Here is a 13,983-nt window from a genome sequence, read left to right on the forward strand (position 1 = left end):
TCGGCGGGGAGGTCATCCGATCGAGAAGTCGGCGAACTCGACGTCGGTGAAGGCGATGTGCAGGCCGTGACCGCGCTGGCCGCCGTCGCGGAAGTAGGCGTGTCCCAGTGCGCGGGCGAGGATCACCATCTGCTGCTGCTCGCCCGCACCGGCGTCCCGGGCGGCGAACAGCTCACGGGCCACCTCGCCGGGCAGACACTGGGTGATCCACCGCACCCGCGGATCGTCCGAGGACCCTGCCGGGGCAGCGAACCCGAACCGCGCCCGGGTGTGGAAGACGAAGCCGTCCGCTTCGGCCCGGGCACGCAGGCGGGCTCGGACCCGCGGCTGCCACCGCACCAGAACCGCATCCTCGATCGCCCGGGCATGGGCGGGGCCCGGCGGGCGCCGCGCTCCCGGCTTCTTCGACACCCACCGCTGCACCGTGCGCTGCGAAACTCCCAGGAGGGCGGCCATCCTCCTGGTGGATCCCTGATGCGCGGTGAGCAGGAACCGCAGGCGGGCCTCAGTACTTGAGGGAACGGGCCGGGTACGCAACGCGCGCTCCAGACCCTCCGTAACCTTTCCCACGTCCGATCTCCAAGCGGCATGCCGACGTAGCCGCTCCCCGCGACCCGTAGCGTCAGGTTTCCCACGCCAACCCGGTTTCCCTCACCGGTTTCGGCATCTTTGGGACACGGCTGGCCGGAGTCGGGTAGGAGACTCGGGCACCGGAACAAACAGCTCCCAGAGCCTGTCTTGACCACCCGCAACGTATTCGCCCTGTGGGCGCTCAATGCTCTTCGGTATCGGCTGCACTCGCGGTGAGAATCTTCGAGATCGGGCAGCCCCAGGCGGCGCCTGGCGTGTCGGGCCCGTAGAGCTTGAGCCTGCATGCCTGGAAGAACGCCTGTCGGCTGGCCGCATCGTCATCGTCGCCTTCCTGGGGGACCAAGGCCAGGAAGGTGTGGCCGGCTTTCTGGGCACGGTGGGCGATCTCGGTGAGAAGCGCGCGGCCGACGCCGCTGCGACGATTGCTATCGGCGACGGCCAGGGTCAAGACGAACGCCTGCTCGCCAGGATGCGCCTCCCGGCCTTCGCCATGCCCGAAGTCGCAGTGGAGATCAAACTCGGCGATCCCGACGACAGATCCGTGAACCTCAGCCACGATGACGTTCATGCCCTCGGGGTCGTAGGATCCGGGGACGCCCAGGTCGGTCGAGTCCAAGAGCTCTTCCACTACCGCGTGGTCGGCTTCGGTGATGTCACGGATGAGCGGCATGGCCCGAGTGTCCCAGGACCACGGCGGGGGTCATTTACGCCCGCTCCACGTCCAGCTCCTGCAGACAGGGGCTCGCCCGGGAGCGAGGCAACGGCACGGTGAACCTGGTGTACGCCAGGACCATGGAGACGGGGCAGCGGCGCCCGATTGTGCTGTGGACGAGGTACGAGCTCCTCGTAGCGCCTGTCAATTGCACTGACTTCGCTCGGCTTCACCGCTGGAGGTGCCTGCCGGCAGTGCGTCAGCGGCTGCTTCGGGCCTTCGCGCGTTGAGCTATGAGCCGGGCTCCGGTTGCGTTCATCCGCCAGCGCGCGAACTCGGTGCTGATGCCGAAGCGGCCGGCCACGGATTCGTCGGGTACACCGTTGTAGGCCAGTCGGCGGGCCGCATCCGAGGGGAGGAGCAGCTCTCCGGAGAGCTCTGCTGCTTCGCTCTCCTGGTCGTGGTCGCTGTTGCGGCATTCACGTCCCGAGGTGCGGAGCAGCGTGGTGAACTCGTGTTCAAGGAGGATGTGTGACATCTCGTGCGCGAGGGTGGAGGCCCGCCGGGGCCGTTCGTGCCCGGAGTTTTCCACGATCACCCGGCGTCGGCCCAGGCACAGGACTGCTGCGGAGAAGACATCAGGACGGACCTCGGTGAAGTGGCGCAGAGCGGCCGTCGCTTCGGAGTGGTCTCCAGCGACGTCGTGCAGGGTGAGGACGTCGATGCCGTAGAGCTCCGCGAGGGCGTATGGGTCCATCGCTTCGTGTGCCGTGACGCCGAGCTCTTGCCTGACCTCCAGCGCCAGGCGCTTCGCCTCGGTCTTGAACCCTCTTCGCACTACGCCTCCTTTTCCCGGGGCATGGCCTTCACACGTCGCACCGTGGCGTTGATGACGGTCTCCAGATAGGCGACGTCCTCGGGTTCGAGGTCCTTACGTGCCCGGAGCAGTGATCCGATTTGCGTGACAAGCTCCGGCTCCTCTCGCTGAGCGGGCGCGTCACCCCCCACCGCGAACTGCTCGGCCGGGACTCCGAGCCACTGCACCAGGGTGATGAATGCGTCCGCGTCCGGGCGCAGTCCGTTGGCCATGCGGGAGAGCAGGGATGGGCTGACCTGGAGTTCCTTGGCCAGTTGCCGCCAGGAGAGCTCGCGGGCGGTTCGCTGGGCGTCGAGCGCCGAGTAGAGCGCGTCGACATCGATCTGGTCCTTGGCCACTTCGGTCCTTCCGATCCCAGGGGAGTCACTTCCGAAACACTGTTTGACTATCACGACATCGGTGATCTAATCTCGACGTACCGTCTCGAAGTCGAGACGGTCAGGTTAACTCGAAAGGAATCAACCCACCATGCCCAAGAAGACATCCACCTCCAGCGCTGGCCGCGGACGCAGCGCGATCACCGGCAAGTTCGTCAAGCAGTCCACCGTCAAGCGCCACCCCAAGACCACGGTCAACGAGACCCCCAAGAAGAAGTAGGTGTGCGGACGGAGTCCGTCCACACACCTATCCCGAAGAGAAGGTTCACCGGACAACGGTGAACCTTCTCTTCCATTCGTGTAGATGCCTACGCCCACTGCATGCCCAGCTCTCGCAGCGCATCCAGCTGCTCCGGGGCCAGTTTGTCTCGCCTCGCCCGGGTGTTGGAGATCCATACGCCCAGTTTCACGATCACTGGTTCCGTCTCGCCGTTGACCGCGATCGCTTCCCCGTGCCCACGGGGGACAGGCTGGCCAGCGCCTTCCCGCTCGACCCATTGAGTGAGGGCTGCCAGACCCCGTTGGAACGCCTGCTGCGCCTTGCCCGAGCCCTTCGCCGGGCGGGTGACCGCGGGGACGGGAGACGGAGCCCCGCCCGGCTGCACGCCCAGCGTGGTCAGCCGTTCCTGCTGCTCGCTCGACAGCTGCGCCCAAGTACCCGGCTGCTGCTGTCGGTGAAGCCACTTGCCCAGGTCGTCACCGTCGAACAGCACCCCGGGTTCGATGGCCGGCAGGATGCCATCGGCGTCGACCAGGTCGGCGAGGACGCGGTGATGGCGTTGCCAGTCGAGTGGCCAGGGGCAGTTCCAGTCGGGGTCGATGGCGGCCAGCTGCTTCGTGCGCTCCTCCGCTCGCTCCGCGTCCTTTCCGAGGCCGCCTTTGCGGCGCAGGTTCGCCAGATGCTGCCCGATGGGCAGCATCGCCTCGCCTTCGCCCCATACAGCGTCCTGACGCGGTGCAAGGTGCCCCGTGGCCCGCCGGTAGGACCGGAGCGCGGCGAGTTTGTTCTCCCAGGCTTCCTCGCCGGGTTCCCAGAGCATCCCGGCTTCCGGGGAGTCCAGGAGGGTCTTGCGCCGTTCTTCCAGCTCTCCGGCCCGCAGCGCTTTCCTCTGCTGGTGGACCCATCGTCCGAGCGGGAAATCCTTGGTGACGCCGACTTCGGTCTCGGTGTCGTAGGGCACGGCGTGCACTTCGGTGATCTGGTTCTCGGCCCTCCAGCGGATGAGGGCCTGGTAGCCCTCCAGCCACACCAGGGACTCGGGCCGGTAGACCCGGGTGCGCAGGAACGCCGCGATCGTGGCCGGGTCGCGCGGGGTGGAGAAGTTGAGCAGTGCAGACTCGGCGGCGGCGTTGGTGTCGTGCTGCTCCTGGTCCTCGCCGTCACCCTCACCGCCAGTCCCGACGATCTGCCCGTCCTCGTCGCGCCGGATGTGAACGTTGCGCTTGCCGCTGGTGAGCGCGCGGGAAGCGAGCTGCTCGACCAGGCGCTCATCGTGCGAGCGCAGGCCCTGGAGGACTGCTACAAGAGGGCGGAAGCTGGCGGAGGCAACCATGTCGTCCGGGTCCTCGCCGGGCTCCAAGAAGACCGGCACGATGATCCGCGCGACCTTGGTGGAGCCGTCCTTGTTGAGCCGGAGTGCCCGGCCGATGTTCTGGACGATTTCCACCTGGGAGCCGCGGGTGTCGGCGAAGCAGATGGCTTCGACGCCGCGTTCGCCGGTGATGTCGACGCCTTCGCCGAGGACGCGTACGGATGCGAGGAACGCGCGGTGTACGCGCCGGTTGCTGGCGTCGATGCCGTTGGCGAACTGCCGTAGCGCCTCACGCCGTTCGGATACGAGGTGTTCCCCGCACAGCCACGCCGACCAGACCCGGTCCGGCGGTACGTGGCGGCCGGCCTCCAGCTCATAGAACTCCGCGTCGATCGACGACGCGGGGAGCTTGTCGGCGGCGGCCAGGTCGGCGTCGGACGCGTCGTTGGCGTACAGCGCTGCTGCGGTCTCGGGCAGTTTGTCCGCGAACGCGGCGGCCTCTTCGACCTTCTGGTGGAACGTCATGACTGTACGGAGATTGTTCGCGGCGGTGTGCTCCAAAAGTGCGGTCTGCAAGAGGGCCAGGCGCCGCCCGCGCTGCGCCTCTTCAGACTCGCCCAGGACCGGCGAAGGATCGCGGATCTCCAGCACGTCGATCTCAAATCCGGCGAGGATCTCACGCTCGATCGCCTCCGAAAGTCCGAGCTCGGCCAGCCATGGCCCGTAGGTTTCCGAGTCCTGCCCCATTGAGGCCAGTTCGAGCTCCTGGCCGTCCTTGCCCTTCTGCGGCCGGGGCGAGGCCAGCATGCGCGGGGTCGCGGTCAGGTAGAGGCGGAAGTCCGCCGGGATACGGACGTTGTCGTGGATCGCTGCCCAGGGGCGCCCGAGATCACCGGCGGTGCCGTGTGCCTCATCCACGATCGCGAGGTCGAAGCCGTCCATGCGCTGCCCGTAGAGCCGCTCTCCGCCCGCCAGAGCGGCCTCCAGCGGCCCCCGAACCTTCCGCTGGCCCACGGGTGCGTCGATGTCCTCGCGGTCCACGAGCGATGCGTACGTGGCGAACACGATGACCGGCCCGTGCCCGGCCCACAGGGCGAGCTGGATCGGGTTGGTGGTGGTGCGCACCCCGAGTTCGTTCAGAACCGCGTCGTTCTCCAGCGAGCACACCGCGACCATCGGCGCCCGGTGACCCACCGCCCGCCACGCCTGAGCGGTCTGCGCGAGCAGGTCCAGGGTCGGCACAGTCACGAGGATCCGGCCGTCCGCGAACGACTCCAGTGCGCACGCGGCGGCCGTGATCGTCTTGCCCGAGCCGGTCGCTGACACGATGGTGCCCCGGGCACCCTGCGGGGGCACTGATGACCGTGCAGGGAATCCCGCTGGGAGTCTTCGCTTCGGTGTCCGGGGTGGTTCTCGGTTCGGTGTCCGGCCTTGGGTGCTGTGGGCCGGGACGATTTGGTTTTCTTTTTGGGGTGTTGAGTGGTGATGGCCGGGCGCTGGTGTGGGACAGGCAGTGAGGATTGGTTGGCCAGGGGGTGAGGATTACCTGGTCAGGGGGGTGGGGGCTCCAAGAGGGTAGGGTCTTTCTTGATCGTTTTCTGTTCGGGGTGGTGCGGTCCCCCCGTTGGACATGGGGGAGTGCTGGGTGGGGTCGGTCGGGGCTGGGGTGGCGGTTGCTGGTGGGTTGCGGCCGGTGGCGGTGCGGCGGTTGCTGGCGTTGGAGGGCCGGGGTGAGTTGTCGCCGGGCCATGTGCGGATGGTGGCCCAGACGTTGGGGGTGTCGGAGCGGACGGTGCGCCGGTGGCTTGCCGCTGCCCGGGAGGAGGGGCGTTTCGGTCCGGCCGGGCGGGAGCGGTTCACGGTCACGCCGGAGGTGTTGAAGCAGCTTGCTTTTCATCGGGGGAACGCGGCCGCGTTGCACCGGGAGCTGGTGGCCGCGCAGGTCACGGGTGGTGTGGTGGCGCCGTCGCTTGCGACGTTGTACCGGGCATTGGCCCGGGATGTCTCGCCGGGGCAGTGGGCGGGGATGCGGGGTGGGGAGCTGGCACGCCGGGCCCATGATGTGTTCCTTCAACGCCCGGTGGGGCACCGCAACGAGGTGTGGGAGACCGATCACGTCCAGGTGAAGGTGGACGTCGATATCGACGGCCGGCCGGGCCGGCCGTGGGTGACCTGGTTCGTGGACTGCGCTACGCGGGTCATCTGCGGGTTCGCGGTCACCGCGCAGGTCCCCAGCCGGGAGAGCATCCTTCTCGCGCTGCGGGACGCGATATCGCGTGAGGGGGAACACGGTCCGTTCGGTGGCCTGCCGGGGGCGGTGAGGGTGGACCGCGGCAAGGACTTCCTCTCCCGGGCGGTGGGGGAGGCGCTGGGGGCGTTCGCGGTGCCGGTGGTCGATCTCCCCGCCTACAGCCCGCATTTGAAGGGCACCGTGGAGGCGTTGAACAAGGCCGTGAAGCAGATGTTCTTCGCCCAGCTTCCTGGCTATACCGCCGCCCCGCGCCTGCCCGGCGGCAAGACCGCCGACCCCGCGCAGCCCCTGCTGCCGCTGGAAGCGTTCATAGCGCTGCTGGGCCAGTGGGTGAGCTGGTGGAACAACGAACACTGGCTGCGCACGCTCGATTCACGTACTCCGGCCCGTGCGTGGGAGGACGACCTGACCCCGGTCGAGGATGCTGAGCCCGGAGCTTTGCACATGTTCACCCTTGAGGACGACGGCAGGGTACGCACCCTGTCGGGGCGGGGTGTGCGCTGGCGTAACCGGCACTACGTCGCCGCGTGGATGACCGGGCACGCCACGGCAAGGGTCCGTCTGCGTTACATGCCCCACCATGACCACGAGATCGAGGTGTATGACGCGGCTACCTGGCGCCACTTGGGGACGGCGTACCTGTCGAACCGGGCCAGCCCGCAGCAGATCCGCGAGCTGGGGCGTGCCCGGGCGCGGGAGGCCGACCGCCTCAAGCGGCTGCTGCGCGCCGCCGAGAAGGACCGCACGACCCGGTTCGCCGCGGCGACCCGCGGCACGCCTCCCGAGGTGCTGGGCACGGTGACCGACGTCGAAGCCGAAGCCGGCCTGCGCGCCCTCGGCGCGACAGACCTCGGCCAGGCCGCGCTCCCCGGTTACCTGCCACCGCCTGCCGGCATGCCGGCTTCCTGGACACAGCCGGCCGAAGACGCCGTGCCGGACCGTACGCAGGCACCAGGCCCGCCAGCCCGGGACGACGAACGGCACGAGGAAAGCGCGGGGGCGCTGCGATGAACGCCATACCAGGTCCCGCTGCCGCTGCCGTTTCCCGTCCGCGCCGCGGACCGCTGCCGCCGCCCCGCAAGGACCATTACCTGTCGCTGCCGGACGCGAACGTGATGGGCACGGCAGCGATGAAGGAAACGCTGGCCAACCTCGGTGAGGTCATCGACGCCCGGGGCATGATGTGCCTGTACGGGCCGGCGGGGCTGGGCAAGACGATGTCGGTCAACGCCTCTTTGCGGGAGCTCGCCCCGCGCGCTACGCGCCGTATCGAGTTCCGCGGCCGCCCCACGGTGCTGGACATCCGCCGCAACTTGTTCAACGTGCTCGGCCTGCCCGGTTCGCCGCCCCGGCAGCCCACCGCGTTCGACACACTGCTCAAGGACGTTCTCGCTGAGGAGTTCCGGGTGCTGGTCTGTGATGAGGCCCAGTGGCTGCGGGAGGAGTCGTTCGAGTATTTCCGGCACCTGTTCGACGACCTCTACACCGACATCGCGGTGGTGTTCGTCGGCGGCGGCAACACCTACCAGGTCCTCAGCCGCAAGGACATGCTCGCTTCCAGGGTCCACATCTGGCAGGAGTTCACGCCTCTGACCCGCGTGGAGGTCCTGACGACCATCCCCGCCTACCACCCGGTGTGGCAGGCAGTGGATCCGGACGACCTTCTGTACGCAGACGACGTCGCCGCCCATGGCGTCTTCCGTACCTGGGCGAAGATCACCTACCACGTGAAGCGGGCCCTGGAGAACAACCCCGACCTCGAGGTCGACCGCAACCTCCTGCGCTGGGTGTTCAGCAAACTGGGCCGGCACAACCAGCCCTGAAACGCCGCGCCGCACGCACTGCCCCGACCGCGGTACGAGCCTTCCCAGGTCCTGCCGACCTGTGCCGGGAACCGCGCGCAACGCCAGAATGAAAGCACCCATGAGCCACGATTCACCCGCCGTCACCGTTGTCCTCGACCCCCACGACGAGGCGGCGTGCACCCGCGCGGCCCTCGCCGCGCACCACCCGGCCGCCGGCCATGTCACGGTCCATCCCGCCCCGGGCACGACCGGTGACCTGTACTTCGCCCACGACCTCCTGGCAGCCCTCGGGAAACCGCCGCTGTTCCCCGGCTTCCCCGCGAGTACCGCGCCCGTGTGGGAAGCGGTGACGGCCTGGATTACCGCCTGGCCCGTCACCCGTCTGACGGTCCTGCGCGCCCACCTGCTGACGCCCCGCCGCCTCCAGCGTCTGATCGACCTGCGCGACCTCACGGGCCTGCACCTGGTCCTGGTGTGCCACCGTCCCCGGCTGCCGGCCGCGCTGCACAAGGCCCTCGAGCCCGTGGCGCACAGCGTCGTCGCAGCCGACGACTTCTACGGGACCGCCGCAGACGGCGGCCGGCTTCCGCCTCCCCTGCCGGCTGGGCGTACCGCGGTGCGCTGGATCACGCTGCCCACCCTGGACCGTCTGGAGTCATCGGAGGGTTCCGATCACTGCATCGGCTGCATCCCGCCCGTGATCGACTGGAAGTACCGGCACAGACCCCGGCCACGAACGCCCCAGACCATCGTGGAAGTCGCCCGCCGGATCCACGCCGTCACCGCGCACCCTCGTCTTGCTGCCGCCCTGGCCGTTGCCGTCTTCACCGGCGCCGCCGGACAGCAACTCGACACTGCCCATCTCCAGGACTTCCGCGAGGGTGAGGGCGCCTGCGCCCTGGCGCTGCACGATCCCCTCGGGCAGGTCGACGGCTGCGCCACCCACCCGGTGCCCGCATGGGCGACCGTCTTCCTCCGGGCCGCCGCCCGCTTCGCCAAGCTCGCGCCCACCCCCGGCAGGGCCTTGCTCACCCAGCCGCAGGAGCACACCCATCTGCTTCAGCTCGCCGAGAACGCCAGACTGCGCCCACCGCCCCAGCCCCGTGCCGACAAGCGGCGAAACACCGCCAGAGGCCTTGAACGGTTCTACCGCGAGCTGCAAGAGGCAGGCATGGACGGCGAACCCCGTGAACAGCCACTGACCCTGCGGCCCCGACCACGGCGTACCCGCGCCGCGAACCAGCCGGACGGGAAACCACGGGCGATCAGCGCAAGTTCACCAAGAACGCGGCAGCCCGGCACGGCCGCCCCGAGCAGCTCTCAGCTCACCACGCGATAACCCTGACCATGTCCCTGAACTCCGGATGATCACACTTCCGTGCCTTCGCTTCCTCAGCTCCACCGCATGCCGAGCTGGTTGAGGGCCTCGATTCGCTCCGGTGGCAGTTTCGCTCTGCGGGAGCGGAGGTTGGAGATCCAGATCCCGAGCTTGATCTCCACGCCGTCGACGGCTTCCACATGTGTGCGGGGGACGTTCAGGTGCCCCTCGCGCTGGGCGTAAGCCCTCGCCGCGGCGAGGTTGGTTGTGAACTTGCCGTCGTGGGTGACGCGCGCCACGCCCTGGGCACCGCGGTCAGCAGGTGTGACGCCGAGTTCGGCCAGCAGCCGCCTCTGCTGCGCGTGGAGGATGTCCCAGCCGACACGCTGGCGGCCCAGCCAGGCGCCGATGTCCTCCCCGGCCATCACGTGACCGGACGTGACATCCCCTGATCCTCCCGCGGCCACGTGCCGCTGCAGCAGGACGTAGCAACGCTGCCACACGAGCGGCCACTGAGGGCACCAGTACGGGTCCACGCCGGCCAGCGCCGCCTTGCGCCCATCGCTCAGCGCCCCTCGTACGCCGGCGGCAAGCCGTGCCTCCCGACGCCGGTTGGCCAGCCACTCCCCGACGGGGTAGCCGTCCACGGCCGCGTCCCGCTCGGCCGCGAGGTGGCCATGGGCCGCGTGGTAGGCGCGGGCCGCCGACAGCCCGGTGTTGAACGCGTGGTCGGGGTGGCTCCACACCATGCCGAGACGTTCCAGCGCGGCGATGCGCGCCACGGCCAGGCGGCCGGTCTTGTTGGCCTTGCGCTGCTCGGCGATCCACTGCCCCAGCGGGAAGCGGCCGTCCTTGGTGTGGAAGGGGACGTTCAGGTGGCCGCGGGCCGCGTGGAAGCGGCGGGCGGCCGTCCAGCCGCGAAGCCATCCGCCGCGCTCGACGTTGATCACCCGCAAACGGACGAACTCCGCTATGTCGGCGGGATCCCGGTCGGTGGCGAACAGCAGCGGCCCCTCCCGCCCGGCCGCCCCAGTCCGCTCTCCACCGGGCCAGGCGGCGAGCCGGTCCACCACGTCGGTGTCGTGGGCGGCCAGCGCGGCCAGCACCCTGATTAGCGGCAGATACGAACCGGAGCCGAGCCAGTCCTCAGCGCGCTCGTCGGGGGCCAGGAAAACCGGCACCAGCAGCGAGGCGACCTTGTCCCCGCGCGGGCCCTGCCGCAGCGCGCGTCCGACCGTCTGGACAGTGTCGACGATCGACTCCCGCGGATCGCTGAAAACCACCGCGTCCACCTCCGGGATGTCCACCCCCTCGGCCAGCACCCGGGCGCTGGAGAGCACACAGCGCTCCACCACCACCCCGTCCGCGTCCCACCCGCGGGCGAACTGCGCCAGCACCTCGCGCCGGTGGGCCATCCCATGGCCGCCGTGCAGCCAGCCGGACCACACCCGCCGCGGGTAGACCGCCGGATCCGCAGTCCACAGGTGCCCGCAGGCATCCGGCACCGCCTCGGCGAAGGCACTTGCGTCCGCGACGCGGTGATGGAACGTCATCACACGGTCGAGCTGATGGGTGGCCGCTGCCTTGAGCACGGCCGCCTGCAACGCCTCCAGCCGCGCCGCAGCCACCGCCGTCTGCGAACCCTCCTCGTCCGGCGTCCCCGTCGCCATGGCCTGGTCGCGGATCTCCAGCACGACGATCTGGTAGCGGGCCAGCAGCCCGCGGGCTATGGCCTCGGCCAGCGACAACCGGTACACCACCGGGCCGAAGACCGTCTCATCGTCCATCGAGGCCACCAGCGCCGGCTCGTCTTCCGCCCTGCCATCTCCGTCGGCAGCCCAAGGTTCAGTCACCCTCGGCGTCGCCGTCAGGTACAACCGGCGATCCGCCGGCAGCACGGCATCGTCATGGACCGCCGCCCACGGCTTGCCCCACGGACCCGACGTCCGGTGCGCCTCATCGACGACCATCAGATCCCACCGCCCCAGCCCCCCGGCATGAGCCTCGGCGAGGACCGGCAGCGACGCGTACGTGGCGAACACCGTCACCCGCCCCCTCCCGCCGGCCCACGCCAGCAGCCGCCGAGCATCGGTCGTGCAGCGCACCCCGGCCGCATCCAGCTCCGCATCCGCCCGCAGCGAGCAGACCGCCACCACCGCACCGGCACGCCCCGCCTCCCGCCAAGCGGCCACCGTCTGGACCAGCAGATCCAGCGTCGGCACCAGCACCAGCACCCGACCGGTGCGCGCCACCCGCAAGGCGGTGTGCGCACCCATCAAGGTCTTGCCCGTCCCGCACGCCGAGACGATCGTCGCCCGCAGCCCCACGCCCCCGGAAGGGACGTTCCCCAGGGCGCACACCACCGCGTCCACCGCCTCGACCTGATGCGCCCGCAGCGTTGACCTCTCCGTCACCAACAACTCCCGCCACTCCTCACCGAACATGGTCGTTACCGCCCGCGGGCATCCCTCACGACGAGCCCCCGCCGGCCCGCACCACCCTCTCCAGGGCCCCATGGACCGGATGCGCGGATCGTGGCTTTCCACCCGTTCGGCGGGCGGCAGCAGAATCCGGCGGGAAGCACACACTCTCGATCAAGCGGCTCGCGCCCACTCATACCCGAATTCGGCGAGCGCCCTCAACTGCTGCTCGCTCAACCGGTCGCGCCGGTTCTTCAGTGCAGCGATGTGTTACGCGCTCGAAGGTGCTGTAGGCGGCTGGCCGCCGACCAGATCCAGCGGATCGCCTCACCGCACCCGACCTACCGGGCAACCCGGCGCAGCCGACACCCTCCGAGCGAAAGACCGTCCGCACCACCTCGAACACCGGTGCACTCTGCGATATGCGCAAGCACAGGCTCGCGGAGAACGGCGGCACCACCAGGACCGGGAGACCCTGCGGAGGGTCTATCAGGATTCAGGTGTGGTTCGTCTGTTTGGCCTACAGGTTTTTCGGTGGGCTGTTCGGTCTACACCCGTCCGGCGGTGAGGCGGCCGTCGAAGAGGACGTCGAACTCGTTCAACGCCGACTTCCAGCGGTTGTTCCAGCGCTGGCGGCCGCGGCCGGTGGGGTCCAGGGCGAGGGTGGCGAGGTAGAGGCGCTTGAGGGCGGCGGTCTCGTTGGGGAAGTGTCCGCAGGCCTGGGCCGCGCGCCGGTAGCGGGCGTTGAGGGACTCGATCGCGTTGGTGGTGTAGACGACCTGCCGGATGGCGTCGGGAAGGCCGAGGAAGGGCACGAACTCGCTCCAGGCCCGCTCCCAGGTCCCGGCGATCGAGGGGTAGCGCTTGCCCCACTTGTCGTCGAAGTCCGTCAGCCGTGTCCGGGCCTCGTCCTCGTTGACGGCGGTGTAGACGGGCTTGAGGTCGCGGGCGACTTCGGCCCAGTCGCGGCGCGAGGCATAACGCAGGCTGGCACGCAGGAGGTGCACCACGCAGGTCTGGACCACGGTCTGGGGCCAGACTGCGTTCACTGCGTCAGGCAGGGCGCTGAGCCCGTCGCAGACCAGCATCAGCACGTCACGGACGCCTCTGTTCTTGATCTCGGTCAGCACCGTCTGCCAGTATTTGGCGCCCTCGCCGCCGTCCCCGGCCCACAGCCCGAGGATCTCGCGATAGCCGTCGGCGGTGACCGCGACGGCCACGTAGATGGGCCGGTTGGCGACAGAGCCGTCCCGGATCTTCACGTGCACGGCGTCGATGAAGATGACCGGGTAGACCGAGTCCAGCGGCCTCGTGCGCCACTCTGCCATCGATTCCAGGGCCTTGTCGGTGATCGTGGAGATGGTCTCCTTTGTCGTCGTCATCCCGTACGTCTGGGCGAGATGGGAGACGATTTCACCGGAGGTCAGTCCCTTCGCGGTCAGCGAGAGCACCAGGTCGTCCAACGCGCCGGTGCGGCGGGCGTACTTGGGCAGCATCCGGGGCTGGAAGGTACCCAGCCGGTCTCTGGGGACCTGCACCGTGACAGCACCGACCTCCGTCATCACCTTCTTGGCCCGGTACCCGTTACGGGTGTTGCCACCCGAGCGCGACCCGCGTCCACCGACCCGGCCGGCCTCCACGGCCAGATGCTCGTCCATCTCGGCTTCCAGAGCGGACTGCATCAGGTGCTGGGCCAGCTCCGGCAACAGGCCGCCCTCGCCCATCAGCCGCAGTCCCCCGCCGCGGACCTTCTCGGCCGCGAGCGCGGCCAGCTCCTCCAGCAGCTCGCTGGACAGACCGTTGTGCGATACCGGCATCGACTTCACGTCGGCACCCTGAGCGCCATCGCCGACCTCGGCAAGTGACACGCCGTCGACGCCCTCGATCAGGTGATCAGTCGTCGTACTCATCAGGCTCACTCCTTCGGGGAGACCCACACCTGATTCATGACACTCCCCCTGCGGAACCTGACAGGCAAGGGCCTGGGAGCTGCCCCTGCGAACTGCGGCGCCCACTGTCGGAGATGGGCTCCACTGCCCGCGGTGCGGGCTTCAGCGCGACTTCCCGCCCCATGGCCCGTCAGCGAGGCCATCATCGCGATGCTGCGCCCGGAGCCGGAACTGTTCCCTGCTCGCCGGGGGAGTGCTCTGGGGGAGGAGG

General features: G+C 69.3%; 10 protein-coding genes and 1 pseudogene. 4 read left to right on the top strand and 7 right to left on the bottom strand.

Translation table 11 applies throughout. The annotated features are described in order from the left end of the window. Positions 1-12: 12 nt before the first annotated feature. The 4 genes from tpg to ACLLJJ_RS42565 all read right to left on the bottom strand — a co-directional run bounded on the left by tpg (position 13) and on the right by ACLLJJ_RS42565 (position 2,458). Positions 13-570 (bottom strand): telomere-protecting terminal protein Tpg, encoded by a 558-nt coding sequence (gene tpg, locus ACLLJJ_RS42550; RefSeq protein WP_434600174.1) that lies wholly within the window; start codon positions 568-570, stop codon positions 13-15. Positions 571-772: 202 nt separating this feature from the next. Next, positions 773-1,261, bottom strand: coding sequence for a GNAT family N-acetyltransferase (locus ACLLJJ_RS42555; RefSeq protein ID WP_434600175.1), 489 nt, complete (start codon positions 1,259-1,261; stop codon positions 773-775). 241 nt (positions 1,262-1,502) lie between these two features. After that, on the bottom strand, positions 1,503-2,081 hold the full coding sequence (locus ACLLJJ_RS42560; protein ID WP_434600176.1) for an ImmA/IrrE family metallo-endopeptidase: 579 nt from the start codon (positions 2,079-2,081) through the stop codon (positions 1,503-1,505). Further along, positions 2,081-2,458, bottom strand: coding sequence for a helix-turn-helix domain-containing protein (locus ACLLJJ_RS42565; RefSeq protein WP_434600177.1), 378 nt, complete (start codon positions 2,456-2,458; stop codon positions 2,081-2,083). Before ACLLJJ_RS42565 ends, ACLLJJ_RS42560 begins: the two co-directional genes overlap by 1 nt. 130 nt (positions 2,459-2,588) lie before the next feature. Between ACLLJJ_RS42565 and ACLLJJ_RS42570 the strand changes: the two genes are divergently transcribed. Beyond that, positions 2,589-2,717: a hypothetical protein gene (locus tag ACLLJJ_RS42570; protein ID WP_434600178.1), complete on the top strand. Its 129-nt coding sequence runs from the start codon at positions 2,589-2,591 to the stop codon at positions 2,715-2,717. 88 nt (positions 2,718-2,805) lie between these two features. Here the strand turns inward: ACLLJJ_RS42570 and ACLLJJ_RS42575 are convergent. Beyond that, positions 2,806-5,406 (bottom strand): annotated as a pseudogene (locus ACLLJJ_RS42575) (Helicase associated domain protein); the annotation flags it as partial. A gap of 322 nt (positions 5,407-5,728) precedes the next feature. Between ACLLJJ_RS42575 and ACLLJJ_RS42580 the strand changes: the two are divergent. The 3 genes from ACLLJJ_RS42580 (at position 5,729) to ACLLJJ_RS42590 (ending at position 9,424) form a co-directional block, all read left to right on the top strand. Continuing rightward, positions 5,729-7,291, top strand: a complete 1,563-nt coding sequence (locus ACLLJJ_RS42580) for a Mu transposase C-terminal domain-containing protein (RefSeq protein ID WP_434600249.1) — start codon at positions 5,729-5,731, stop codon at positions 7,289-7,291. After that, positions 7,288-8,103, top strand: coding sequence for an AAA family ATPase (locus tag ACLLJJ_RS42585; RefSeq protein ID WP_434587094.1), 816 nt, complete (start codon positions 7,288-7,290; stop codon positions 8,101-8,103). Before ACLLJJ_RS42580 ends, ACLLJJ_RS42585 begins: the two co-directional genes overlap by 4 nt. Positions 8,104-8,203: 100 nt before the next feature. Then, entirely contained in the window at positions 8,204-9,424 is a 1,221-nt protein-coding gene (locus ACLLJJ_RS42590; RefSeq protein WP_434587092.1) for a hypothetical protein, read from the top strand. Positions 9,425-9,477: 53 nt separating this feature from the next. On the opposite strand, the gene ACLLJJ_RS42595 is transcribed toward ACLLJJ_RS42590, so the two are convergent. Both ACLLJJ_RS42595 and ACLLJJ_RS42600 read right to left on the bottom strand, forming a co-directional pair. Then, positions 9,478-11,817: a Helicase associated domain protein gene (locus tag ACLLJJ_RS42595; RefSeq protein ID WP_434587090.1), complete on the bottom strand. Its 2,340-nt coding sequence runs from the start codon at positions 11,815-11,817 to the stop codon at positions 9,478-9,480. Between the two features lie 554 nt (positions 11,818-12,371). Beyond that, on the bottom strand, positions 12,372-13,640 hold the full coding sequence (locus tag ACLLJJ_RS42600) for an IS256 family transposase (protein ID WP_434600248.1): 1,269 nt from the start codon (positions 13,638-13,640) through the stop codon (positions 12,372-12,374). Between the last annotated feature and the right edge of the window lie 343 nt (positions 13,641-13,983).

Source organism: Streptomyces sp. A5-4, assembly GCF_051131715.1.
In the GTDB taxonomy this organism is placed as follows: domain Bacteria; phylum Actinomycetota; class Actinomycetes; order Streptomycetales; family Streptomycetaceae; genus Streptomyces.

Bases quoted from the DNA above. Each gene is read 5' to 3' on its own strand.
- ACLLJJ_RS42555 (WP_434600175.1), bottom strand. From the start codon at position 1,261: ATGCCGCTCATCCGTGACATCACCGAAGCCGACCACGCGGTAGTGGAA.
- ACLLJJ_RS42570 (WP_434600178.1), top strand. From the start codon at position 2,589: ATGCCCAAGAAGACATCCACCTCCAGCGCTGGCCGCGGACGCAGCGCG.
- ACLLJJ_RS42585 (WP_434587094.1), top strand. From the start codon at position 7,288: ATGAACGCCATACCAGGTCCCGCTGCCGCTGCCGTTTCCCGTCCGCGC.
- ACLLJJ_RS42590 (WP_434587092.1), top strand. From the start codon at position 8,204: ATGAGCCACGATTCACCCGCCGTCACCGTTGTCCTCGACCCCCACGAC.
- ACLLJJ_RS42600 (WP_434600248.1), bottom strand. From the start codon at position 13,640: ATGCCGGTATCGCACAACGGTCTGTCCAGCGAGCTGCTGGAGGAGCTG.